The organism is Serratia sp. TSA_7, assembly GCF_052692135.1.
Genome location: NZ_JBQZFU010000001.1, coordinates 1,690,915 through 1,712,899, shown reverse-complemented (window position 1 = coordinate 1,712,899; position 21,985 = coordinate 1,690,915). Strand labels below are relative to the sequence as shown.

At 58.5% G+C, this 21,985-nt stretch carries 26 protein-coding genes; 14 read left to right on the top strand and 12 right to left on the bottom strand.

From position 1 onward, the window contains the following. Nucleotides 1–115: 115 nt before the first annotated feature. The 3 genes from flhB to ACUTQW_RS08145 are packed head-to-tail and all read left to right on the top strand — an operon-like array spanning nucleotide 116 to nucleotide 3,742. Nucleotides 116–1,267, top strand: a complete 1,152-nt coding sequence (gene flhB, locus ACUTQW_RS08155) for a flagellar biosynthesis protein FlhB (protein WP_006326139.1) — start codon at nucleotides 116–118, stop codon at nucleotides 1,265–1,267. Beyond that, nucleotides 1,260–3,338, top strand: coding sequence for a flagellar biosynthesis protein FlhA (flhA, locus tag ACUTQW_RS08150; RefSeq protein WP_004946114.1), 2,079 nt, complete (start codon nucleotides 1,260–1,262; stop codon nucleotides 3,336–3,338). Before flhB ends, flhA begins: the two co-directional genes overlap by 8 nt. After that, nucleotides 3,338–3,742, top strand: a complete 405-nt coding sequence (locus ACUTQW_RS08145) for a flagellar protein FlhE (RefSeq protein ID WP_004946111.1) — start codon at nucleotides 3,338–3,340, stop codon at nucleotides 3,740–3,742. Before flhA ends, ACUTQW_RS08145 begins: the two co-directional genes overlap by 1 nt. A 256-nt stretch (nucleotides 3,743–3,998) precedes the next feature. Here the strand turns inward: ACUTQW_RS08145 and ACUTQW_RS08140 are convergent, their stop codons facing one another. From ACUTQW_RS08140 to flgA, 3 genes are all read right to left on the bottom strand, one after another. Next, a complete protein-coding gene (locus ACUTQW_RS08140) occupies nucleotides 3,999–4,433 on the bottom strand; it encodes a flagella synthesis protein FlgN (RefSeq protein WP_006326138.1) in 435 nt (144 codons plus the stop codon). Between the two features lie 83 nt (nucleotides 4,434–4,516). After that, complete coding sequence (gene flgM / locus ACUTQW_RS08135; RefSeq protein WP_006326137.1) at nucleotides 4,517–4,843, bottom strand: flagellar biosynthesis anti-sigma factor FlgM; 327 nt, start codon at nucleotides 4,841–4,843, stop codon at nucleotides 4,517–4,519. Between the two features lie 256 nt (nucleotides 4,844–5,099). Then, nucleotides 5,100–5,753: a flagellar basal body P-ring formation chaperone FlgA gene (flgA, locus tag ACUTQW_RS08130; RefSeq protein WP_006326136.1), complete on the bottom strand. Its 654-nt coding sequence runs from the start codon at nucleotides 5,751–5,753 to the stop codon at nucleotides 5,100–5,102. Nucleotides 5,754–5,912: 159 nt separating this feature from the next. Between flgA and flgB the strand changes: the two genes are divergently transcribed. The 11 genes from flgB (at nucleotide 5,913) to flgL (ending at nucleotide 16,107) form a co-directional block, all read left to right on the top strand. After that, nucleotides 5,913–6,326: a flagellar basal body rod protein FlgB gene (gene flgB / locus ACUTQW_RS08125; protein WP_006326134.1), complete on the top strand. Its 414-nt coding sequence runs from the start codon at nucleotides 5,913–5,915 to the stop codon at nucleotides 6,324–6,326. Nucleotides 6,327–6,331: 5 nt separating this feature from the next. Beyond that, nucleotides 6,332–6,736 carry a flagellar basal body rod protein FlgC gene (gene flgC, locus ACUTQW_RS08120; protein ID WP_004946094.1) on the top strand — a complete coding sequence of 135 codons (405 nt, stop codon included), beginning with the start codon at nucleotides 6,332–6,334 and terminating at the stop codon, nucleotides 6,734–6,736. A gap of 12 nt (nucleotides 6,737–6,748) precedes the next feature. Then, the gene (gene flgD, locus ACUTQW_RS08115) at nucleotides 6,749–7,426 is read left to right on the top strand and encodes a flagellar hook assembly protein FlgD (RefSeq protein WP_004946091.1); all 678 of its coding nucleotides are present in this window, start codon (nucleotides 6,749–6,751) and stop codon (nucleotides 7,424–7,426) included. Between the two features lie 61 nt (nucleotides 7,427–7,487). Further along, nucleotides 7,488–8,720 (top strand): flagellar hook protein FlgE, encoded by a 1,233-nt coding sequence (gene flgE, locus ACUTQW_RS08110; protein WP_006326132.1) that lies wholly within the window; start codon nucleotides 7,488–7,490, stop codon nucleotides 8,718–8,720. 12 nt (nucleotides 8,721–8,732) lie between these two features. Beyond that, nucleotides 8,733–9,488, top strand: coding sequence for a flagellar basal body rod protein FlgF (locus ACUTQW_RS08105; RefSeq protein WP_004946084.1), 756 nt, complete (start codon nucleotides 8,733–8,735; stop codon nucleotides 9,486–9,488). Nucleotides 9,489–9,506: 18 nt separating this feature from the next. Further along, complete coding sequence (flgG, locus tag ACUTQW_RS08100; RefSeq protein WP_004946081.1) at nucleotides 9,507–10,289, top strand: flagellar basal-body rod protein FlgG; 783 nt, start codon at nucleotides 9,507–9,509, stop codon at nucleotides 10,287–10,289. Between the two features lie 75 nt (nucleotides 10,290–10,364). Next, nucleotides 10,365–11,066, top strand: a complete 702-nt coding sequence (gene flgH / locus ACUTQW_RS08095) for a flagellar basal body L-ring protein FlgH (RefSeq protein ID WP_004946079.1) — start codon at nucleotides 10,365–10,367, stop codon at nucleotides 11,064–11,066. Between the two features lie 145 nt (nucleotides 11,067–11,211). Beyond that, nucleotides 11,212–12,312, top strand: coding sequence for a flagellar basal body P-ring protein FlgI (locus tag ACUTQW_RS08090; RefSeq protein WP_004946077.1), 1,101 nt, complete (start codon nucleotides 11,212–11,214; stop codon nucleotides 12,310–12,312). Then, nucleotides 12,312–13,253: a flagellar assembly peptidoglycan hydrolase FlgJ gene (flgJ, locus tag ACUTQW_RS08085; protein ID WP_006326127.1), complete on the top strand. Its 942-nt coding sequence runs from the start codon at nucleotides 12,312–12,314 to the stop codon at nucleotides 13,251–13,253. Before ACUTQW_RS08090 ends, flgJ begins: the two co-directional genes overlap by 1 nt. 189 nt (nucleotides 13,254–13,442) lie before the next feature. Further along, a complete protein-coding gene (gene flgK / locus ACUTQW_RS08080) occupies nucleotides 13,443–15,089 on the top strand; it encodes a flagellar hook-associated protein FlgK (protein WP_004946074.1) in 1,647 nt (548 codons plus the stop codon). 58 nt (nucleotides 15,090–15,147) lie between these two features. Continuing rightward, nucleotides 15,148–16,107, top strand: coding sequence for a flagellar hook-associated protein FlgL (gene flgL, locus ACUTQW_RS08075; RefSeq protein WP_004946072.1), 960 nt, complete (start codon nucleotides 15,148–15,150; stop codon nucleotides 16,105–16,107). A 191-nt stretch (nucleotides 16,108–16,298) separates the two neighbouring features. Here flgL and ACUTQW_RS08070 read toward each other — a convergent pair whose 3' ends face one another. From ACUTQW_RS08070 to fliL, 9 genes are all read right to left on the bottom strand, one after another. Then, on the bottom strand, nucleotides 16,299–16,628 hold the full coding sequence (locus ACUTQW_RS08070) for a hypothetical protein (protein WP_006326126.1): 330 nt from the start codon (nucleotides 16,626–16,628) through the stop codon (nucleotides 16,299–16,301). Nucleotides 16,629–17,272: 644 nt separating this feature from the next. Continuing rightward, entirely contained in the window at nucleotides 17,273–17,407 is a 135-nt protein-coding gene (gene sra / locus ACUTQW_RS08065; RefSeq protein WP_006326123.1) for a stationary-phase-induced ribosome-associated protein, read from the bottom strand. Nucleotides 17,408–17,760: 353 nt separating this feature from the next. Then, nucleotides 17,761–18,558 carry a flagellar biosynthetic protein FliR gene (gene fliR, locus ACUTQW_RS08060; RefSeq protein WP_445654834.1) on the bottom strand — a complete coding sequence of 266 codons (798 nt, stop codon included), beginning with the start codon at nucleotides 18,556–18,558 and terminating at the stop codon, nucleotides 17,761–17,763. A gap of 2 nt (nucleotides 18,559–18,560) precedes the next feature. Beyond that, nucleotides 18,561–18,830 carry a flagellar biosynthesis protein FliQ gene (fliQ, locus tag ACUTQW_RS08055; RefSeq protein ID WP_004946069.1) on the bottom strand — a complete coding sequence of 90 codons (270 nt, stop codon included), beginning with the start codon at nucleotides 18,828–18,830 and terminating at the stop codon, nucleotides 18,561–18,563. Nucleotides 18,831–18,872: 42 nt separating this feature from the next. Continuing rightward, on the bottom strand, nucleotides 18,873–19,598 hold the full coding sequence (gene fliP / locus ACUTQW_RS08050) for a flagellar type III secretion system pore protein FliP (RefSeq protein WP_004946065.1): 726 nt from the start codon (nucleotides 19,596–19,598) through the stop codon (nucleotides 18,873–18,875). 47 nt (nucleotides 19,599–19,645) lie between these two features. Then, the gene (fliO, locus tag ACUTQW_RS08045) at nucleotides 19,646–20,047 is read right to left on the bottom strand and encodes a flagellar biosynthetic protein FliO (RefSeq protein WP_004946063.1); all 402 of its coding nucleotides are present in this window, start codon (nucleotides 20,045–20,047) and stop codon (nucleotides 19,646–19,648) included. Beyond that, a complete protein-coding gene (gene fliN, locus ACUTQW_RS08040) occupies nucleotides 20,047–20,460 on the bottom strand; it encodes a flagellar motor switch protein FliN (protein WP_004946060.1) in 414 nt (137 codons plus the stop codon). Before fliN ends, fliO begins: the two co-directional genes overlap by 1 nt. Beyond that, complete coding sequence (fliM, locus tag ACUTQW_RS08035) at nucleotides 20,457–21,458, bottom strand: flagellar motor switch protein FliM (RefSeq protein ID WP_006326116.1); 1,002 nt, start codon at nucleotides 21,456–21,458, stop codon at nucleotides 20,457–20,459. Before fliM ends, fliN begins: the two co-directional genes overlap by 4 nt. A 5-nt stretch (nucleotides 21,459–21,463) precedes the next feature. Continuing rightward, a complete protein-coding gene (gene fliL, locus ACUTQW_RS08030) occupies nucleotides 21,464–21,946 on the bottom strand; it encodes a flagellar basal body-associated protein FliL (RefSeq protein WP_006326114.1) in 483 nt (160 codons plus the stop codon). Nucleotides 21,947–21,985 lie beyond the last annotated feature (39 nt).

Sequence of the window (21,985 nt, the reverse complement as noted above, 5' to 3'; positions counted from 1 at the left end):
TCCTCCTCATCCCCCAAATAACCCGCCTTTTCCCCCGTTGTTCCATCAATGAAGTCAGCGTTTTTTTGGCATGCTGGCCGCAATTTTATTCCCCCCCGGCACAGGATGCGCGCCCGTGGCTGAAGACAGCGATCTGGAAAAAAGTGAAGCCCCCACGGCCCACCGGGTGGAAAAGGCGCGCGAGGATGGCCAGATCCCGCGTTCGCGCGAGCTGACGTCGGTGTTGATGCTGGTCGCGGGGCTGTCGATCATCTGGGTTGCCGGTGGCGGCATGGCGCAGCAACTGGCGGCGATGCTGACCCAGGGGCTGAATTTCGATCATACGATGGTCAGCAACGACAAACAGATGCTGCGCCAACTGGGCATGCTGTTGCGGCAGGCGGTGTGGGCGCTGCTGCCAATCATGGCGGGTCTGGTATTGGTGGCTATCACCGCGCCGATGCTGCTGGGCGGCCTGTTGTTAAGCGGCAAATCGCTCAAGTTCGATGTAAAACGGATGAACCCGCTGTCGGGGCTGAAACGCATGTTTTCCAGTCAGGTGCTGGCAGAGCTGCTGAAGGGCCTTTTGAAGGCGACGCTGGTGGGATGGATCACCGGTTTGTACCTGTGGCACCACTGGGCGGAGATGCTGCATCTGGTGACGCAACAGCCGCTCGATGCGCTCGGCAATGCGCTGCGCATGATCATTTTCTGCGGTCTGCTGGTGGTGCTCGGGTTGACGCCGATGGTGGCGTTTGACGTGTTCTACCAACTGTGGAGCCATTTTAAAAAGCTGAAAATGACCAAGCAGGACATTCGCGACGAGTTCAAGGATCAGGAGGGCGATCCGCACGTTAAAGGCCGTATCCGTCAGCAGCAGCGCGCTATCGCCCGACGCCGCATGATGGCCGACGTGCCGAAGGCCGACGTGATAGTCACCAACCCGACCCATTACGCCGTGGCGTTGCAGTACAACGATCAAAAAATGAGTGCGCCGAAAGTGCTGGCCAAAGGCGCCGGGGAAATTGCGCTGCGCATCCGTGAACTGGGCACGGAACATCGCATTCCGATGCTGGAGGCGCCGCCGCTGGCGCGAGCGCTGTATCGGCACAGTGAGATTGGACAACACATCCCGGCCACCCTGTATGCCGCCGTGGCCGAAGTTCTGGCCTGGGTTTACCAACTGCGACGTTGGCGGCGCGAGGGCGGTCTGATCCCGAAGAAACCTGAACGTTTACCGGTGCCGGAAGCACTGGATTTTGCTGGAGAGAGTAACTCTAATGGCTAATTTGGCCGCCTTGCTTCGTTTGCCGGGCAGTTTTAAAGATACGCAGTGGCAGGTACTGGCCGGCCCGATCCTGATCCTGATGATCCTGTCGATGATGGTGCTGCCGTTACCGGCATTTATCCTCGATCTGTTGTTCACCTTCAATATTGCCTTGTCGATCATGGTATTGCTGGTAGCGATGTTTACCCAGCGCACGCTGGAATTCGCTGCATTCCCCACCATATTGCTGTTCTCGACCCTGCTGCGCCTGTCGCTCAACGTGGCATCGACGCGCATCATCCTGATGGAAGGGCATACCGGTTCCGCCGCCGCCGGCCGCGTGGTGGAGGCCTTTGGCCACTTCCTGGTGGGGGGCAATTTCGCCATCGGCATCGTGGTGTTTATCATTTTGGTGCTGATCAACTTTATGGTCATCACCAAGGGCGCCGGGCGTATCGCCGAAGTGGGGGCGCGCTTCGTTCTGGACGGCATGCCCGGCAAGCAGATGGCGATCGACGCCGATCTCAACGCCGGTCTGGTCGGTGAGGAAGAGGCGAAAAAACGCCGTTCCGAGGTAACGCAGGAAGCCGATTTCTACGGCTCGATGGACGGCGCCAGCAAGTTCGTGCGCGGCGATGCGGTCGCCGGGCTGATGATCATGATATTGAACGTGGTCGGCGGTCTGCTGGTCGGTGTGATCCAGCACGGTATGGAGCTGGGTACGGCGGCGGAAACCTACACCCTGCTGACTATCGGTGACGGCCTGGTGGCGCAGATCCCGGCGCTGGTCATTTCGACTGCCGCCGGTGTCATCGTGACTCGCGTGGCGACCGATCAGGACGTGGGCGAACAGATGGTCGGCCAACTGTTCAACAACCCGCGCGTGATGTTGCTCAGTGCCGCAGTGCTTGGCCTGCTGGGCCTGGTGCCGGGGATGCCGAACCTGGTGTTCCTGCTGTTCACTGCGGCCTTGTTGGGGTTGGCCTGGTGGCTGCGGGGGCGCGATCAACAAGCGCCGAAGGTACAGGAGATACCGCTGGCACAGGATAATCCACAGGCGGTAGAAGCCAGTTGGTCGGACGTACAACTGGAAGATCCGTTGGGCATGGAGGTGGGCTACCGGCTGATCCCGATGGTGGATTTTCAGCAAAACGGCGAACTGCTCGGACGAATCCGCAGCATCCGTAAAAAATTCGCCCAAGAGATGGGCTACCTGCCGCCGGTGGTGCATATCCGCGATAACCTCGAGTTGCCGCCCGCCAGCTACCGGATCCTGATGAAGGGCGTAGAAATCGGCAGCGGCGAAGCGCAACCGGGGCGTTGGCTGGCGATTAACCCGGGCAATGCGGTGGGTGAACTGGCGGGAGATAAAACCGTCGATCCGGCCTTTGGGCTGGAAGCGGTATGGATTGACAGTGCGTTGCGCGAACAGGCGCAGATCCAGGGTTTTACCGTGGTGGAGGCCAGCACCGTGGTGGCGACCCATCTCAATCATTTGATTGGCCAGTTCGCCAGCGAACTGTTTGGCCGGCAGGAAACCCAGCAGTTGCTGGATCGCGTAGCGCAGGATATACCGAAATTGACCGAAGATTTCGTGCCCGGCGTGGTGTCCCTGACCACGCTGCATAAGGTATTGCAGAACCTGCTGGCGGAAAGGGTCTCGATCCGCGATATGCGCACCATTATTGAAACGCTGGCGGAACATGCGCCGTCGCAAACCGACCCTTATGAGCTGACCACCGTGGTGCGGGTTGCGCTGGGGCGGGCGATCACCCAGCAATGGTTCCCGGGCAACGGCGAAATTCAGGTCATTGGTCTGGACACCCAGCTCGAGCGCTTGTTGTTACAGGCGTTGCAGGGCGGTGGCGGATTGGAGCCGGGGCTGGCGGACCGTCTGCTGGAGCAGGCCAAGCAGGCGTTACAGCGGCAAGAAATGCTCAGCGCGCCACCGGTGCTGCTGGTAAACCACGCGCTGCGGGCGTTGTTGGCGCGCTTCCTGCGCCGCAGCCTGCCGCAGATGGTGGTGTTGTCTAATCTGGAAATCAACGACGATCGTCAAATCCGCATGACGTCGACCATTGGAGCCGCATAATGAAACACTGTTTGCCGTTGCTCTGCCTGCTGGCGCCGCTTGGCGCGCAGGCGGTGTCGGGATCCTGGGTGGCCGACAGCGTCGGTGCTACGCTGGAATATGGCGGCGTTCGCGGCGAATCGCCTGGTCTGCGTACGCCTTACGCATTGCCGGATCCGAATGCACGCATCACCAGCGTCAGTTGGCGTTATCGGCTGCTGGCTGCCGAACCTGCCGGCTTGCAGGTACAGCTCTGTACGCTGACCCGTTGCATTGCGTTGGGCGGCGGCAGTGGCAGCAGCAACGGGTTGAACGGGGAACCGGCTAATGCCGAATTGCGCTTTGTCTATTACGTGCAGGCGCGCGGCGGATTGAATCCGCCGCTGCGGGTGATTGGCAATCAGGTGATTGTGAATTACCAATAACGGTTTAAGCGAGGATCGCCAGCCCATTGCGATCGACCAGCGAAAGCAGTTTCATCGCGGCGGAATCAGGCCGCGCTTCGCCACGCTCCCCTGCTTCCACGATTTCATAATCGACATTTAAATAGGCGAAAAAGTCTGATTCACCGGAATGCGAAGGACTTCGCGTGAAGATTTTAGATGTTTAGCAGGATGAAGCGAAGTTGAGAGGAAGATGGCAAAACGAAGGGGGCCTGTCCGCCCCCTTCGTCAAAAGACCCTAAACGCCGATTTTTCGCCCCAGCAGGCTGCTGCTGCGCGACTGGCCATCCGGGCCATAAAGCGATTTGTTGTTTTTGCCGAGGATCGCCAGCGCCTGGGCGTTATGATCAATCTGCTGATTGAGCAACAGACCGTTATGCTGATTTTTCTCGCGCAACTTTTGGCTGAGCAATTGTACTTGCTGCCAGGCGTCGGCCAGACGCGGATGAGCGGCATAGGGCGCCTGTTGCCTTTGCGCGCGCTCCAGCTCCAGCCGTTGCTGTTCCAGGTAGTTCACCGTAGCCAACAGCTGGCTCTTGACGTCGGTAACGCGCTGCAACGCTACGCCCGGCAGTTGGCCGGAGCAGAGCAAATGATGTTCTTCCGTCAGCACCGTATCGAGTGCATTCAGGGTTTCCAGCAAATTATCAAGCAGCTGTGGCAGATTTTCCATTGCGATTCATCACCTTTCAGAGTGTCCCTTAATCTTTCACGCCGCAGCCCTGCGGGCAACGCAGGCCAGGTTGCATCACCCGATTATGCCTTCGGCGGCCGACTGCCGTTTGACATCCATTGGGCATCGCTCTGCGCGTCTTGCAGCAGTGCATCGGCAATTTTGCCGGCATCCATTTTCAATTCGCCGCGGCGGATCGCCTGCTTGATAGCGTCCACCCGGTTCATATCAATATCCTGAGTGCCCGGTTGCATCAGGCGCGCCTGCGCGTCGCTCAATTTTACCTGGGTGCCGCTGACGGCGCTTTCCGCCTGAACAGCCTTGCGCGGCTGAAGCTGATTGTCTGCCGGTGTTTCACGCGGCTGCACCGTTGTCACGGGCTGCAGCCGCTGGGTGCGATCGATACTCATGGTCAATCTCCATCAATGCCGCGGCCCGACGGGCAATGGCTGATATTTTTTGCGGCCCTGGCGGCCAGGTAATTACTGCTTCAGACGGCTGACAAATCCCATTATCAGGGAGAGCGTGCTGAAGGGGTCGTAGCGGCTTGCCGCCAGAGTGCCCCTCAGTGTGCCAGGCCCGGGTATCTCGGACTCAACGGCAACTTTGTCATCAACCTCTGCTTATATTGTTCTTATCGGCAGGTTTTTATAAACCTTTACCTTTTTATAAAGTGATGCGAATCGTACCGTCATCATCGGCAATACCGCTGACGATTTGCCCGGAGGCCATGCGTACGCGGACGCTGTCCTCGGCGGCGGCGTTGTTCATGGCTTTGCCTGCGCCGCTGATGTTAAACCCGGTGCCTTGCGCCGTTACCTGCACCGGCTGACCGGCCTTGATCACCCAGGCGCGGCGCAGCATGGCGAAGGTCAGCGGTTGGCCGGGGCTGATATTTCGCAGGCTGACCGCACCGATCGCCTTGTCCGCATTGGTCAGGGTGCGGGGTGCCAGGGTATCGAGCCGACCACTTTTCAGCTTCACGTCTGCGGCCGTCAGCCGGCTGCCGGCGCTGATGCTACGTGCCGACACCAGGTAGTTGCCGATCACCTGCACCTGCGTTTGTATAAAACGCCGTTCCTGGCCGCAACGCGCCGAAATGCTGATATTGCCCCAGAGGCGGGCGTTCTGCGCAAGCGACAGCTGCGGAAACTCACACTGCGGCCACTGTGCCGCCGGCGTGCGCACCAGCACCTTAACCTGTACCGGGTTGCCGCTGAACTGGCCGCTGATGAAGCTGTCGATCTGTGCCGCCAGATCGTCGGCCTGTGCGTTCAGGCTGCACAGCAGGGCGGCGAACAACAGTATTTTACCTTTCATCTTCGCTTCCTCAAGCGCCATCGGGTGCGGGTAAGTTTACCCGGACTGCGCGCAGGCTAAGCAGACAAATAGCGACGCATTTTGCCCTTATTCCCACGATAGGCTGGCGGAAGGGGCGTTTATGCTGTCGGCTCCAAATTTTAACCTCGCGGAGGGAGCATGATCGACAAACTGGACGCTGCTCTGCGCTTTGGTCAAGAGGCGCTGAATCTGCGCGCCCAGCGGCAAGAGATTTTGGCCGCTAACATCGCCAACGCAGACACACCGGGCTATCAGGCGCGGGATATCGATTTCGCCGGCCAGTTGAACAAGGTGCTGGCACAGGGCCGCGCCAGCGGCAGCGGCATCGCGCTGAATATGACGTCTGCACGCCATATCCCGGCGCAAAACATGCAGCCGCCGCAGCTCGATTTACTGTTTCGCGTGCCGGATCAGCCGGCGATGGACGGCAATACGGTGGACATGGATCGCGAACGCACCAACTTCGCCGATAACAGCCTGAAGTATCAGACCGACCTGACGCTGATCAACGGTCAGATCAAAGGGATGATGTCAGTGTTACAACAAGGATAAGGCGCATGTCGCTACTGAATATTTTCGATATCTCCGGTTCGGCGCTCTCCGCCCAGTCGCAACGCATGAACGTCAGCGCCAGCAACATGGCCAACGCCGACAGCGTCACCGGCCCGGACGGCGAACCCTACCGCGCCAAACAGGTCGTGTTTGAGGTGGCCGCAGCCGCCGGGCAACCCACCGGTGGGGTGCGCGTATCTCAGGTGGTCGACGACCCGGCGCCGGAACGTCTGGTGTATCAACCGGGTAATCCGCTGGCGGACGGCAAAGGGTATGTGCGCATGCCGAACGTGGATGTAGTGAGCGAGATGGTCAATACCATTTCCGCCTCGCGCAGCTACCAGGCCAACGTCGAGGTGCTCAACACCACCAAGTCGATGATGATGAAAACCCTGACGCTGGGTCAGTAACCGGAGCTATGCATGGCCATTGCCGCAACCACCAATGAATCGCTGGATAACACCGTCACCGGCGTCAACGCCAAAAGCAACACCGGCCAGGATCTGCAGAACAACTTCCTGACGCTGTTGGTGGCGCAGTTGAAAAACCAGGATCCGACCAACCCGATGCAGAACAATGAGCTGACCACGCAGCTGGCGCAGATCAACACCGTTCAGGGCATCGAAAAACTCAATACCACGCTGGGGTCGATCTCCGGCCAGATCAACAGCAATCAGTCATTGCAGGCAACCGCGCTGATCGGTCACGGCGTGATGGTGCCCGGCAGCAACATTCTGGTTGGCAGCAAAGACGGCAAGGTCAGCACCACGCCGTTTGGCCTCGAACTGGAGCGCGCCGCCGACACGGTAACTGCCACCATCACCGACGCCACCGGCAAAGCGGTGCGCACCATTGATATCGGCGGCCTGACCGCCGGCGTGCACTCATTTACCTGGGACGGTTCACTGACAGACGGCACCACCGCCCCCGACGGCGCCTACACCGTGGCGATCAACGCCAAGGGCAATGGCGAACAGCTGGTGGCGCGCAGCCTGCATTTTGGCATGGTCAATGGCGTTATCCGCGGTTCAGACGGCACGAAGCTGGATCTGGGCCTGGCGGGCAGCGCGACGCTGGAAGACGTTCGGCAGATTTTATAACTCTATCACTTTTTTCTCAGGCGTTATCGGACGATAGCCTGCACATTATTCGGAGAATGACATGGCCTTTTCTCAGGCAGTAAGCGGCTTGAACGCAGCAGCAACCAACCTGGACGTGATCGGTAACAATATCGCGAACTCCGCCACTTCCGGTTTCAAATCAGGCACCGTTTCCTTTGCCGATATGTTCGCCGGCTCGCAGGTCGGCTTGGGCGTCAAGGTGGCGGGGATCACTCAGAACTTCAAGGGCGGCACCACGACCGGCACCAGCCGCGCGCTGGACGTCGCCATTTCCGACAACGGTTTCTTCCGCCTGCAGGACAAGGACGGCGGTATTTTCTACAGCCGCAACGGCCAGTTCAAGCTGGATGAAAACCGTAACCTGACCAATATGCAGGGCCTGCAATTGACCGGTTTCCCGGCAGCCGGTTCACCGCCGACCATTCAGCAGGGCGCCAACCCGGTGCCGTTGAGCATTCCGGAAGGGATGATGACCGCCAAGTCCACCACCTCGGGCACCATGGTCGCCAACCTGAAATCGACCCATAAGGTGCCGGATAACAAGACGTTCGATCCCGCCAAGCAGGATTCCTACAACTACGTCAACTCGATTACCGCCTATGACTCGCTGGGCAATGTGCACAATATCAATGCCTACTTTGTGAAGACCTCCGACAACAACTGGCAGGTGTATACCCAGGAAGGCAACATCCCCGGCTCCCCGGTGACGGATGCCGGTACGATGGCGTTCGATACCAGCGGCAACCTGGTCAGCACCACCAGCAAGCAGGGCAACACCGGCGAATTCAGCATGCTGATCCCGATGTCCGCCACCAACGGCGCCCCGGCGCAGAACTTCAGCCTGAGCTTTGCCAAGAGCATGCAGCAGAGCGTCAGCAGCGACTCGGTCAGCAAGGTGTCGCAGGACGGGTATACCGCCGGCGAGTACACCAACTTCCAGATCAATAATGACGGTAGCGTCGTGGGGATCTATTCCAACCAGCAAACCCAATTGCTGGGCCAAATCGTATTGACCAACTTCTCCAACCCGGAAGGCTTGTCCTCACAGGGCGATAACGTGTGGCAGGAAACCGGCGCGTCCGGCCAACCGCGCGTAGGGCTGGCGGGCAGCGGCGGTTTCGGCAAGCTGACCAGCGGTGCGCTGGAAGCCTCCAACGTCGATCTGAGCCAGGAACTGGTGAACATGATCGTCGCACAGCGTAACTACCAGTCGAACGCCCAGACCATCAAAACGCAGGACTCCATCCTGCAAACGCTGGTCAGCCTGCGCTAATAGGATTGATTTATGGATCACGCGATTTATACCGCGATGGGCGCAGCGCGACAGACGCTGGAACAGCAGTCCGTTACCGCCAACAACCTGGCCAACGCGTCGACGCCGGGCTTTCGTGCTCAACTTTCGGCGCTGCGTGCCGTGCCGGTGGACGGGCCCAGCCTGCCGACGCGTACGTTGGTCACCGCGTCGACGCCGGGTGCCGACATGAGCCAGGGGGCGCTGAACTACACCGCGCGCCCGTTGGACGTTGCGTTGCAGCAGGACGGTTTTCTGGCGGTAAGCCTGCCGGACGGCGGCGAAGCCTACACCCGCAACGGTAACATCCAGATCTCGTCCGCCGGGCAGTTGACGGTGCAGGGTAGGCCGCTGATGGGCGATGGCGGGCCGATTGAAGTGCCGCCGTCGGCAGAGATCACCATCGCGGCCGACGGCACCATCTCGGCGCTGAACGCCGGCGATCCGCCGAACACCATCGCCCAGATAGGGCGGTTGAAGCTGGTGAAGGCCAATGCGCGTGAAGTGATGCGCGGCGACGACGGGCTGTTTCGCCTGACGCCGGAAACCCAGCAGCAACGCGGCAATCAGTTGCAGAACGATCCGCTGGTGCGGGTGATGCCGGGTGTGCTGGAGGGCAGCAACGTCAAGCCGATGGAAACCATGGTCGACATGATCGCCAACGCCCGTCGCTTTGAAATGCAGATGAAGGTCATCCACAGTGTGGATGAAAATGAACAGCGCGCCAACTCGTTGTTATCACTGAGTTAAGCAGCAAGGAAATAACCCATGATCCCATCTTTATGGATTGCCAAAACCGGTCTGGATGCGCAGCAGACCAATATGGACGTAATCGCCAACAACCTGGCGAACGTCAGCACCAACGGCTTCAAACGCCAGCGTGCGGTATTTGAAGATCTGCTGTACCAGACCATGCGTCAGCCGGGCGCGCAGTCATCCGAGCAGACTACCTTGCCGTCGGGCCTGCAGATCGGTACCGGCGTGCGCCCGGTGGCGACCGAGCGTCTGCACAGCCAGGGCAACCTGTCGCAGACCAACAACAGCAAAGACGTGGCGATTAAAGGCCAGGGCTTCTTCCAGGTGATGTTGCCGGACGGCAGCCAGGCCTACACCCGCGACGGCTCTTTCCAGATCGACCAGAACGGCCAACTAGTGACCGCCAGCGGTTTTCAGGTACAGCCGGCGATCACCATTCCGGCCAACGCCCTGAGCATTACCGTCGGCCGTGACGGCATCGTCAGCGTCACTCAGCAGGGGCAGACCGCCGCCCAACAGGTGGGCCAATTGACCCTGACCACCTTTATCAATGACAGCGGCCTGGAAAGCGTGGGCGAGAATCTGTACCAGGAAACCGAAAGTTCCGGCGCGCCGAACGAAAGCACGCCAGGGTTGAACGGCGCGGGCCTGCTTTATCAGGGCTACGTGGAAACCTCGAACGTCAACGTGGCTGAAGAGCTGGTCAACATGATCCAGACCCAGCGCGCCTACGAGATCAACAGTAAAGCGGTATCGACGTCCGATCAGATGCTGCAAAAACTGACGCAACTGTAATTGACGGGCGCCGCCGGTGCGCCCGTCACCCTATTTCGTGAAACAAAGGCGAGACCCGTGGTAACCACATATCTGATGGCAAACGCGCCGCAGCAAGGAAAGCGCTGGCTGGCGGCGATGGCGATGCTGACGCTGAGCGGCTGCGCCTATATTCCGCATAAACCCCTGGTTGATGGCGCTACCACGGCGCAGCCGGCGCCGGCGGGCGCTCCGGTACCGAACGGATCGATTTTCCAGACGGTGCAGCCGATGAACTACGGTTATCAGCCGCTGTTTGAAGACCGCCGCCCGCGCAATATCGGCGATACCCTGACCATCGTGTTGCAGGAAAACGTCAGCGCCAGCAAAAGTTCCTCCGCCAACGCCAGCCGCAATGGGGCGAGCAAGTTCGGCGTCGCCACGTCGCCGCGTTATCTCGACGGCCTGCTGGGCAACGCGCGCGCCGATATGGATATCTCCGGCGACAGCACCTTTGGCGGCAAGGGCGGGGCCAACGCCAACAATACCTTCAGCGGTACCATTACCGTCACGGTCAATCAGGTACTGGTCAACGGCAACCTGCACGTGGTGGGTGAAAAACAGATCGCCATCAACCAGGGCACCGAATTTATCCGTTTCTCCGGGGTGGTTAACCCGCGCACCATCAGCGGCAGTAACTCGGTCACCTCCACCCAGGTGGCGGATGCGCGCATTGAATACGTCGGCAACGGCTATATCAACGAAGCGCAGACCATGGGGTGGTTGCAACGCTTCTTCTTAAATGTCTCCCCGTTTTGAGTACAGGCTATTTTACTTGTCATTTTGCGGTTGGGCAGTGCTCGGTGCCGTCACGTACTGCGTGTACGCTCCGCCGCCTGTGCGCTGTCCGCCCCCAAACTGCCTGCGACAATAACGCCTTGTGGGTAAGGCGAATGAGGTTCCAATGTTAAAGAAATTTCTAATGGCGCTGGTGATTTGTGCGCTGAGCCTGCCGGCGACGGCGGAACGCATCCGCGATCTGGTGACGGTGCAGGGCGTGCGTGACAACGCCCTGATCGGTTACGGGTTGGTGGTGGGGCTGGACGGTTCCGGCGATCAGACCATGCAGACGCCGTTCACCACCCAAAGCCTGAGCAATATGCTGTCGCAATTGGGCATTACCGTGCCGCCGGGCACCAATATGCAGTTGAAAAACGTAGCGGCGGTCATGGTCACCGCCAAGCTGCCGCCGTTCTCGCGCACCGGGCAGAACATTGACGTGGTGGTGTCCTCGATGGGCAACGCCAAAAGCCTGCGTGGCGGTACCTTGCTGATGACGCCGCTGAAAGGCGTGGATAACCAGGTTTACGCGCTGGCGCAGGGCAACGTGCTGGTGGGCGGCGCCGGTGCGGCGTCCGGCGGCAGCAGCGTGCAGGTCAATCAGCTGGCGGGGGGACGCATCAGCAACGGTGCGACTATCGAGCGTGAATTGCCGACCACTTTCGGCAACGGCGGGGTGATTAACCTGCAACTGAATAACGAAGACTTCACACTGGCGCAGCAGATCAGCGACGCCATCAACCGCCAGCGTGGCGGCGGCACCGCCTCACCGCTGGATGCCCGCACCATTCAGGTATTGGTGCCACAGGGCAACAGCTCGCAGGTGCGTTTCCTGGCGGAAATTCAGAACATCAACGTCAGCGTCGGGGCGATTGACGCCAAGGTGATCATCAATTCACGCACCGGATCGGTGGTGATGAACCGCGACGTGATCCTGGACTCCTGTGCGGTGGCGCAGGGCAACCTGTCGGTGGTGGTGGATCGGCAAAATACCGTCAGCCAGCCGAACACGCCGTTTGGCGGCGGGCAAACCGTGGTGACGCCAAATACCCAGATTTCGGTGCAGCAGCAGGGCGGTTCGTTGCAGAAGGTGAACGCCAGCGCCAACCTGAACAATGTGATCCGTGCGCTCAATGCGCTGGGCGCTACGCCGATCGATCTGATGTCGATCCTGCAGGCGATGCAAAGCGCCGGCTGCCTGCGCGCCAAGCTGGAAATTATCTGATGGCCGGCGATCTGATGGCGATGTCGGGCGCCGCCTATGACGCCCAGGCGCTGAACGGCCTGAAGCGCGATGCAGCGGCCGATCCGCAGGGCAACCTGAAGCAGGTGGCGCAGCAGGTTGAAGGCATGTTCGTGCAGATGATGCTGAAAAGCATGCGCGCCGCGCTGCCGCAGGATGGGGTGCTGAGCAGCGATCAGTCGCGGCTCTACACCTCGATGTATGACCAGCAGATCGCCCAGCAGATGTCGCAGAAGGGGCTGGGGCTGGCCGATATGATGGTGAAACAGATGGCCAATGCCAACGCCGTTCCGAGCGAAACGGCGGGGATGTCGCCGATGGCGTTGGACAATGACGTGTTGCAAACGCTGCCGAATCAGGCGCTGGAACAGATGATTCGCCGTGCGGTGCCGAAAGCGCCGACGGCCGCGCCGCTGTCGCTCAACAGCGGTAACTTTGTCGCCCGTTTGTCGATCCCGGCACGCGTCGCCAGCCAGCAGAGCGGCATTCCGCATCAGCTGATTGTGGCGCAGGCGGCACTGGAATCCGGCTGGGGCCAACGCGAGATCCCGACCGCCGACGGCTCGCCGAGTTACAACCTGTTCGGCATCAAGGCGGGCGGCAGCTGGGACGGCCCGGTGACCGAGATCACCACCACCGAGTTTGAGCAGGGGGCGGCGAAGAAGATCAAGGCGCGGTTCCGGGTTTATGGTTCTTACGTCGAGGCGATTGCCGACTACGTCAAGTTGCTGACCAATAACCCGCGCTACGCCGACGTGGCCGCCGCCCGCAGCCCGGAGCAGGCGGCGCATGCGCTGCAACAGGCCGGATACGCCACCGACCCGCAATACGCCAACAAGCTGGTCAGCGTGATCCAGCAGATGAAAAACGCCGGCGAGCAGGTGGTAAAAGCCTATACCCATGACCTGAAGGATCTGTTCTAGTTTTCGGGTGCGGCATGTAACGCCCCTACGCGATAAGCAGCATTAAAACGTAGGAATTCAGCATGCTGAACCCGGTTTTTCCTCTCAAGTTTCCTCCGTTTTTGCCGATAACACAGACAGGCTGGGCGAACGGCTCGGCAGATTCATTGACTCCTGTGGGCCACCGGCGCCGCAGTAAAAGGAACTTCTATGTCCAATAGCTTAATCAATACCGCCATGAGCGGGCTGAATGCGGCGCAGGTGGCGCTCAGCACCGTCAGTAACAACATTTCCAACTATAACGTGGCGGGCTACAACCGTCAGACGGCGATCCTGGCGCAAAACGGCGGCATGAGCACTATGAGCGGCTTTATTGGCAACGGCGTCACCGTCACCAGCGTCAACCGGGAATATAACCAGTTCATCACCAGCCAGTTGCGTGGTGCGCAGAGCCAGGCCGGTGCGCAGAACGCCTATTTCGAAAAAATCTCGCAGATTGATAACCTGTTGGCCAGCAAGACCAACACCTTGTCGACCAACATGCAGGACTTCTTCAGCAACCTGCAAAATCTGGTCAGCAACGCCGGTGATGACGCCGCGCGCCAGACGGTGCTGGGCAAGGCCAATGGCCTGGTCAATCAGTTCAACAATACCGACAAGTACCTGCGCGACATGGACAGCGGCGTGAATCAGCAGCTCAGCGACAGTGCGCAGCAGATCAACAGCTACAGCCAGCAGATCGCCAAACTGAACGAAGAGATCACCCGTCTGCGCGGCAGCGGCGGCGAGCCCAATGCGCTGCTGGACCAGCGCGATCAGCTGGTTACCGACCTGAACAAAGTGGTTGGCGTCCAGGTGACTCAGCAAGACGGCGATGCCTACACCGTCTCTTTCGCCAACGGCCTGACGCTGGTGCAGGGCAACAATGCTTACCAGGTCGCGGCGGTGCCCACCAGCGGCGATCCTTCCCGTCTGACGATGGGGTATGACCGCGGTAACGGCGCCAGCGAAATACCGGAAGGCCAAATCACCGGCGGTAGCGTCAGCGGGGTGTTGAAATTCCGCAGCGAATCGCTGGACAGCGCCCGCAATCAACTGGGGCAACTCGCGTTGGCAATGGCAGACAGCTTTAACCAACAGCACCGCGCCGGGTTCGATCTCAACGGCGATGCCGGCACGGATTTCTTCAGCTTTGGCGGCGCCCGCGCAGTGGACAACAACCGCAATACCGGCGATGCCGCGCTGTCGGTGTCCTACACCGATACCAGCAAGGTGAAGGCCAATGATTACCGGGTAGAATTTGACGGCAGCAACTGGCAGGTGAGCCGCCTGCCGGATAACGTCAAGGTTAATGCCACGGCGGGTACTGACGCCGCCGGCAACCCGACGTTGAGTTTTGATGGCCTGAAAGTCGGCATTGACGGCACTGCGCAAAAGAATGACAGCTTCACCGTCAAGCCGGTCAGCGACGTGGCGGGCAGCCTGAAGGTCGCCATCACCGATTCCGCCAACATCGCTGCCGCAGGCAAAGATGACAGCGGCCGTGGCGACAATGAAAACGCCAAGAAGCTGCTTGATCTGCAAACCCAAAAATTGGTGGACGGCAAGGCCACCTTCAGCGGCGCTTACGCCAGCCTGGTCAGCAGCGTCGGCAATCAGACCGCATCCGCCAAGGTGACCGCCACCTCGCAGGGCAACATCGTCAAGCAGTTGGAAAACCAACAGCAGTCGATTTCGGGCGTCAACCTGGACGAAGAATACGGCGAGCTGCTGCGCTTCCAGCAATATTATATGGCGAACTCGAAGGTGATTCAGACCGCCAGCACGCTGTTCGATACGTTGCTGAATATCCGTTGATTTTCATTTTAACCGGAGCCCCGGCGGCTCCGGCCGCTGATTTTGAGGAACCCGCACCATGCGCATGAGCACCAGCATGATGTACCAGCAGAACATGACCGGCATTACCGGTAATCAGTCGTTGTTTATGAAGGCGGCAGAACAGCTTTCCACCGGCAAAAAAGTCAGCAACCCGTCCGACGATCCGCTGGCGGCGTCGCAGGCGGTGATGCTGGCCCAGTCCCAGTCGGAAAACACCCAATATGCGCTGGCGCGCACCTTTGCCCGCCAGAGCGTGTCGATGGAAGAGACGGTGCTGGCCGGAGCGACCAGCACCATTTCGGACATGAAAGCACTGATCGTCAATGCCGGCGGCACCAAAAGCGACAACGACCGCGATTCGCTGGCTACCCAGTTGCAGGGGCTGAAAGACCAATTGCTTAACCAGGCCAACAGTACCGACGGCAATGGCCGCTTTATGTTCGGCGGTTTTGAGAATGACAAGCCACCGTTTGCGAACAACGGCGGTTCGGTCAGCTATGTGGGTGGCAATACGCCGGTCGAGCAGAAAGTGGATGCCAATCGCATCATGACGGTCGGCCATACCGGCGATACGGTATTCATGTCGTTGACCAGCAACCCCAAGCCGGAGCCGGACGGCAGCGCATCGGTGTCCAACGTGTTCGAAAGCATCGATATCGCGCTGAAAGCGTTGAAAACCCCGCTCGACGGGGCGGACGACGCCACCAAACAGCAAGTGAACGACGCGATGGCCAAGGCCAATCGCGGGTTGGACAACTCCTATAACAAGGTGCTCAGCGTGCGCGCCGAGTTGGGCAACCAACTGCAGGAAATGGATACGCTGGACAGTATTGGCAAGGATCGCGACATGATCAACCAAACGCAAATGAGTGCGCTGGTGGATGCCGATCTGACCGAGTCGATTTCCAGCTACTTCATGCAGCAGGCGGCCTTGCAGGCATCGTACAAGACCTTCGGTGATATGCAGGGGATGTCGCTGTTCCAAATGAACCGTTAAGAGCACTACCCCGTTGCCTGACCGCGACGGGTTTCCCTTTAGTACGCTTAGAAAATGCCATCGCTGCTGCGCAGAGATAGCGGCTTCTTGAAACCGGGCGCACTGTTGGGCACGTCACTCTTTCTCCCACAATAGGCTTGAGTGACGTGCCTTTTTTTTCTCCGCCATTCTCTTTCTATTTACGCTAATCGTTAGCGGAAGGGCACACCGCGATCGCGGCCGGAGTCTTTATTGCATTGACCGCCTATATTGATAAAGGCGGCAGTAGCCATAATTCCTATTGCTGTAGCATTGCGACTTGCCAATGCAGAACCGACTCCAAGCACACCGTTAATGATGGCACTTGGGCAGGGGCGTGAGGCATCCTGGAATAGGCCATGCCCTTTCGCCGCCCAGTTGGGTTGAAAGCCATTTGCTTGAGCACCATAAGAACTTCGACTATGGTCACGATCGCCGCCGTTGTTACCGTCGCCGGCACCACCGATAAGTTGCATTTCTGCTTTGGTCATTTCCTTTAACATGAGCACTGTCCTTTTGGTAATTATTTATCGTGTCTGTTTTACGACTGTTTTGAGTTACTGCTTTGCATTAACAACCAGCGTATAGGTCGATAGAGATATTCTGTCATTTTTATCGAACCGTATAACGTGAACATATAGATAAAAGCGTTGCTCAACTCTACTGGCATGGTAAATAGTCCCCATGACAGACCCTGGGTTTTCAATATGCTTGTCATCAGTAATGCGCCGACGATGCCGATTATCAAGCCTTCAATCGTCAATTTTATTTTCATGTGTATACCAGCTTTCCCTGTGAAATATGATTGCCTTTGTTTGGCATTGAAATAATATACTTTCGTTTTATTTTTTTCTCAAGAGTATTTTTTTTGAGGTTAATTGTGTGTTTATATAAGTGCTTTGTTTAATGCGCTATGGTTATTTTTTATTTTAACTGCTTTTAGTAATAAAGCAGAGTATGCAATGAAATAATGAACGTTGTGTCGGCATTGGAATATAGGGGAATTAACCAGGGGGATGTCGATTGTGTATTTGGCAGCTAGCAGAGTAACAGGCTGCTGGTTCGATGTAACGCGCAGCGGCGTTATGGATATCGTACGCGAAAAGCAGCGTGAGGATATTACTCTGCCAGATTATAAATAAAGGCCTTATTTCTTTTTCTTTTCCACTTGCCATTCGCCGCCATTCGACGTTTCGTTAAAAACCACTCTAAAACGGTTGCTGGTCCAGTGGGTTATGCCAAATAAACGTCTTGCCTTGCGGTTGCTTTTCGCTTTAATCATGATATCACTCCTGTTGTTATCAGAGGTCAACGCTTCGCCCTGCAGCCAGGCCGGGCGCATGTTTTTATGACGTACAGGGTCCTGCACGTAATTAATAAATACGTGGGTTAATCATTCAGTGGTTTAATAATTCGCCTATTGGATTTTTATGCCCTTTTCTCCAAAAGTTAATGGTCGATTATATTTTGTCGATGGGTCTATTCTAGGTCGGGTATTTTTTTATTCAAGCCGTGACGGACATTTGGACCTTAATCTGGACAAAAGGGCTTTATCACGCTTTTGTCCCGGTAAAGCCGGTTTATTGCCATTTTGTCTTGTGGCGGGCGGGGGCGTTGCGAGTAGCCGGTGGGGATTCAGAAAGCCATGCCGCCGATAACGCCTGCCAACTGGTCGAAAAATTCGCCGAACAGGTGCTCGCAGAACGGCGCCAGCATCGGCATCATCATGCCGATGGTCATAATGCCGATGGTCATAATGCCGATGGTCATGGTGACCGGGAAGCCAATGACGAATACCGACAACTGCGGCGTCATGCGGTTGAGCAGGCCGAGCGCCATGTTCAGCGTCAGCAGCAGGCAGATCAGCGGCAGCGCCAGCATCATGCCGTTGATAAAAATCAGCGAACCTACCTGGGTCAATGCCAGAAAACCGTTGCCGTTCAGCGGGGCGGGCTGGATCGGTAGGGTGTGGAAGCTGTCGGCCAGCAGGGAAATCAGCCACAGGTGGCCGTCAAAGCTCAAGAACAGCAACATCGCCAGCAGATTGAGCAGCCGCGCCAGCACCGGCGTGTTCGGTCCGCCGCTGGGATCGAAGAAGGTGGCGAAGGACAGGCCCATCTGCATGCCGATCACTTCGCCGGCCAGGCGTATCGCCGCAAAGGCGAACTGCATGGTCAGCCCGAGCGCCACGCCAATCAGGATTTGCTGGGCCGCCAGCCACAAACCGGCGGCGGAGAAAATGGGAACGGCGCTGGTGGGTAGCCCGGGGGCGATCAGAATGACAATCAGCCCGCCGAGGCCGATTTTCACCTTTTTGCCGATTTGTTTTTCGCTGAACACCGGCGCAGTGCTGATCAGCGCCAGAATGCGCAGCAGCGGCCAGAAATAGTGGCTAAGCCAGACGCCGAACTGTGCGCTGTCAACGGTGAGCATGGCTAACCAATCAGATTCGGCAGGTTGCTGAACAGCGTGCGCATATAGTCCAGCAGCAGGTTCAGCATCCACGGCCCGGCAACCACGATAGTGGCGACCACCGCCAGAATTTTGGGAATGAACGACAACGTCATTTCGTTGATCTGGGTGGCGGCCTGCAACAGGCTTACCACCAGGCCGCTGACCAGTGCGGCGAGCAGCAGCGGGGCGGATAGCGCCAGCGCCACTTTCATCGCCTCGGTGCCCAGCGCCATGACCGATTCGGGTGTCATTGTGAGTTCCTCAGTGGCTGCGTAGCGGCCACCTGAATAAATTTACGAATAAAAACTCTGCGCCAGCGAGCCGAGCAGCAATTGCCAGCCGTCCACCAACACAAACAGCATCAGTTTGAACGGCAGTGAAATGGTGGCTGGCGGCACCATCATCATCCCCAGCGCCATCAACACGCTGGCGACCACCAGATCGATAATCAGAAACGGAATAAATACCGTGAAGCCGATTTGGAACGCGGTTTTCAGTTCGCTGGTGACGTAAGCCGGCAGCAGAATGCGCATCGGCACCGCTTCCGGCCCGGCCAGCGGCGGCTGGTTGGCGAGCCTGGCGTACAGCGCCAGATCGGTTTCACGCGTCTGGCGCAGCATAAACTCGCGCAGCGGTTGGGAACCTTTATCCAGTGCCGCGTCCAGGCTGATTTTGTCCTGGCTGAACGGCAGATAGGCGTCCTGATAGACCTTGTCGAAGACCGGCGACATGATGAAAAAGGTCAGGAACAGCGCCAGCCCGAGCATCACCTGATTCGGCGGCGCCGAGGGGGTGCCGAGCGCGTTGCGCAGCAACCCGAGCACGATGATGATGCGGGTGAAACTGGTCATCATCAGCAGCATGGCGGGCAGGAAGCTGAGAGACGTCAGCAGCACCAGCGTCTGTACCGGCAGCGACCAGCTTTGGCCGCCGTCGGCGAGCGGTTGGCTGATCAGGCCGGGCAACTGTGCCAACGCCGCCGGGCTGACGAGCAGCAGGGTGGCAGCCAGCCAGGGCATATTCTTCCCGCTTCGATAAAGCGGAGCGACACAATGAGCGATGGATTTCATGCCGATTTTTCCGGACGTTTCAGAACTTTTTGCATCAGTTGGCGAAAGTCAGCCGGCGCGGCGTCGGCTGCTTCGCTATCCCGCGCTGGAGCCGGCAGTGTATGCAACGGGGTGATTTGTTGCGCGGTCACGCCCAGCACCAGCAGGGTGTTATCCACTTCAATCACCACCACCCGCTCACGCTGCCCGACCTGGCAACTGGCGCGCAGGTTGAGCAGTTTGCTGTTGCGCGCCTGAGGGGCAAACCCCAGGCGGCGGAACAGCCAGCCGGCCAGCAGGATCAGCAGCAGAATGCCGCCCAGCGCAGTGCTGACTTGCGTCAGCACCGAGCCGGCCGGCAGTGCCGGTGCAGCGGGTTGCAGTGTGCCCTGGCCGGGCACGGCGGTACCTGGGTTCATCAGCGGCTCAGGCGGCGCATGCGTTCGGAGGGGGTGATGATGTCGGTGATGCGTACGCCGAACTTGTCGGCCACCACCACCACTTCGCCCTGGGCGATCAGGTAGCCGTTGATCAGAATGTCCAACGGTTCACCCGCCAGCCCGTCCAACGCCACCACCGATCCCTGCGACAGGCGCAGCAGCTCTTTGATGGTCATTTTGGTGCGGCCCAATTCCACGGTCAGCTTGACCGGGATATCCAGGATCAGATCGATATCCTGCAGGCTGCCGACGGCATCCTGCGCCTCCAGCGACTTGAATACCGCGTCGGTTGCGGACGTTTTTTCGGTCGCTTGCTGTTCGTTAAACGCATCAGCCCACAGATCGTCCACGGATTCCTTTCCTTCGCCAGACGGTTGCTTAGGATCACTCATTTGGGCTGTTCCTCACTCAGAGCATTCAAAATAGGGTTAATCAAATGTTCAACACGCAGGGCGTACTGCCCGTTTAACGTGCCATATTGGCTGGTCAGAACCGGTACGCCGTCCACGTGGGCGATCAGGCGTTCCGGTTTATCGATCGGTAATACGTCACCCGGCTGCAGCTGCAGGATTTTTGACAGCCGCATCGGGATATCGACGAAGTTGGCAATCAGCTCCAGCTCGGAATGTTGCACCTGCTTCACCAGCGTTTCACGCCACTGGCTGTCTTCCTGCCGCGAGTTTTCCAGCGGCGGGTTGGTCAGCAGTTCGCGCAGCGGTTCGATCATCGCGAACGGAATGCAGATGTTGAATTCACCGCTCAGCGCACCGATTTCCACCTGGAACGGGGTGGTGACCACGATGTCGTTCGGCGAGGTGGTGATATTGGTGAATTTCACCTGCATTTCGGCGCGCACGTATTCCACATTGATCTTGTAAATCGCGCTCCAGGCGTCGCCATAGGCATCCAGCGCCAGGCGCAGCATGCGTTTGATCACCCGCTGTTCGGTTGGCGTGAACTCGCGGCCTTCCACTTTGGTCGGAAAACGTCCGTCGCCGCCGAACAGGTTATCGACGGCGATAAACACCAGGCTCGGCGCGAACACGAACAGCGCGGTGCCGCGCAACGGGTTCAGGTGCACCAGGTTGAGGTTGGTGGGCACCGGCAGGTTGCGGGCGAATTCGTGATACGGCTGGATCCTGATCGGGCCGACGGTGATGTCCGGGCTGCGTCGCAGCAGGTTGAACAGCCCCATACGGAACTGCCGGGCAAAACGTTCATTGATAATTTCCAGCGCGTGCAGCCGTTCGCGCACCACTCGGCGCTGGGTGGTCGGATCGTAAGGCTTGACCTCGCTCTCGTTGCTGACCACCGCTTCGGGTTCATCCCCCGCGCTGTCGCCGTTGAGCAAGGCGTCGATCTCTGCCTGTGAAAGAATGCTGTCGCCCATAGTGATTACCGCAATATGAAGGCGGTGAACAGCACGTCGCTGACCACCTGCTTCGGTTGTCCCTTAACCAGCGGCGGGCTAAGCACGTCCTTAATCTGCGCCACCAGTTGCTGTTTCCCTTGTTCACTGCTCAGTTGACCCACTTCCTGACGGGAGAGCAGCATCAACAGGCGGCTGCGTACTTCCGGTAGAAAATCGTTCAGCTGGCGGCGGGTGTTTTCGTCCGGTAAGCGCAACGTCAGGCCGATATACAACACGCGATCGGGGTTGTTATCCGGCGTAACCAGATTGACGGTAAAAGTATCCAACGGCATAAACACCGGCGCAGCCGGCGGCAGTGCTTTGGCGGCGGGTTGAGCGCCGTCTTTGTGCTGTTTCAGTTGCCACCAGCTGTAGCCTGCCGCGCCGCAGGCGAGGACGGTAATCAACACCAGCAGGATGACCAGGAGGGGGCGTTTCGATGCTGCCGGTAGGGTGTTTTGAGACATAGCTAAATCAAATTCCTGTAGTGACACCCGAGAGTCTAC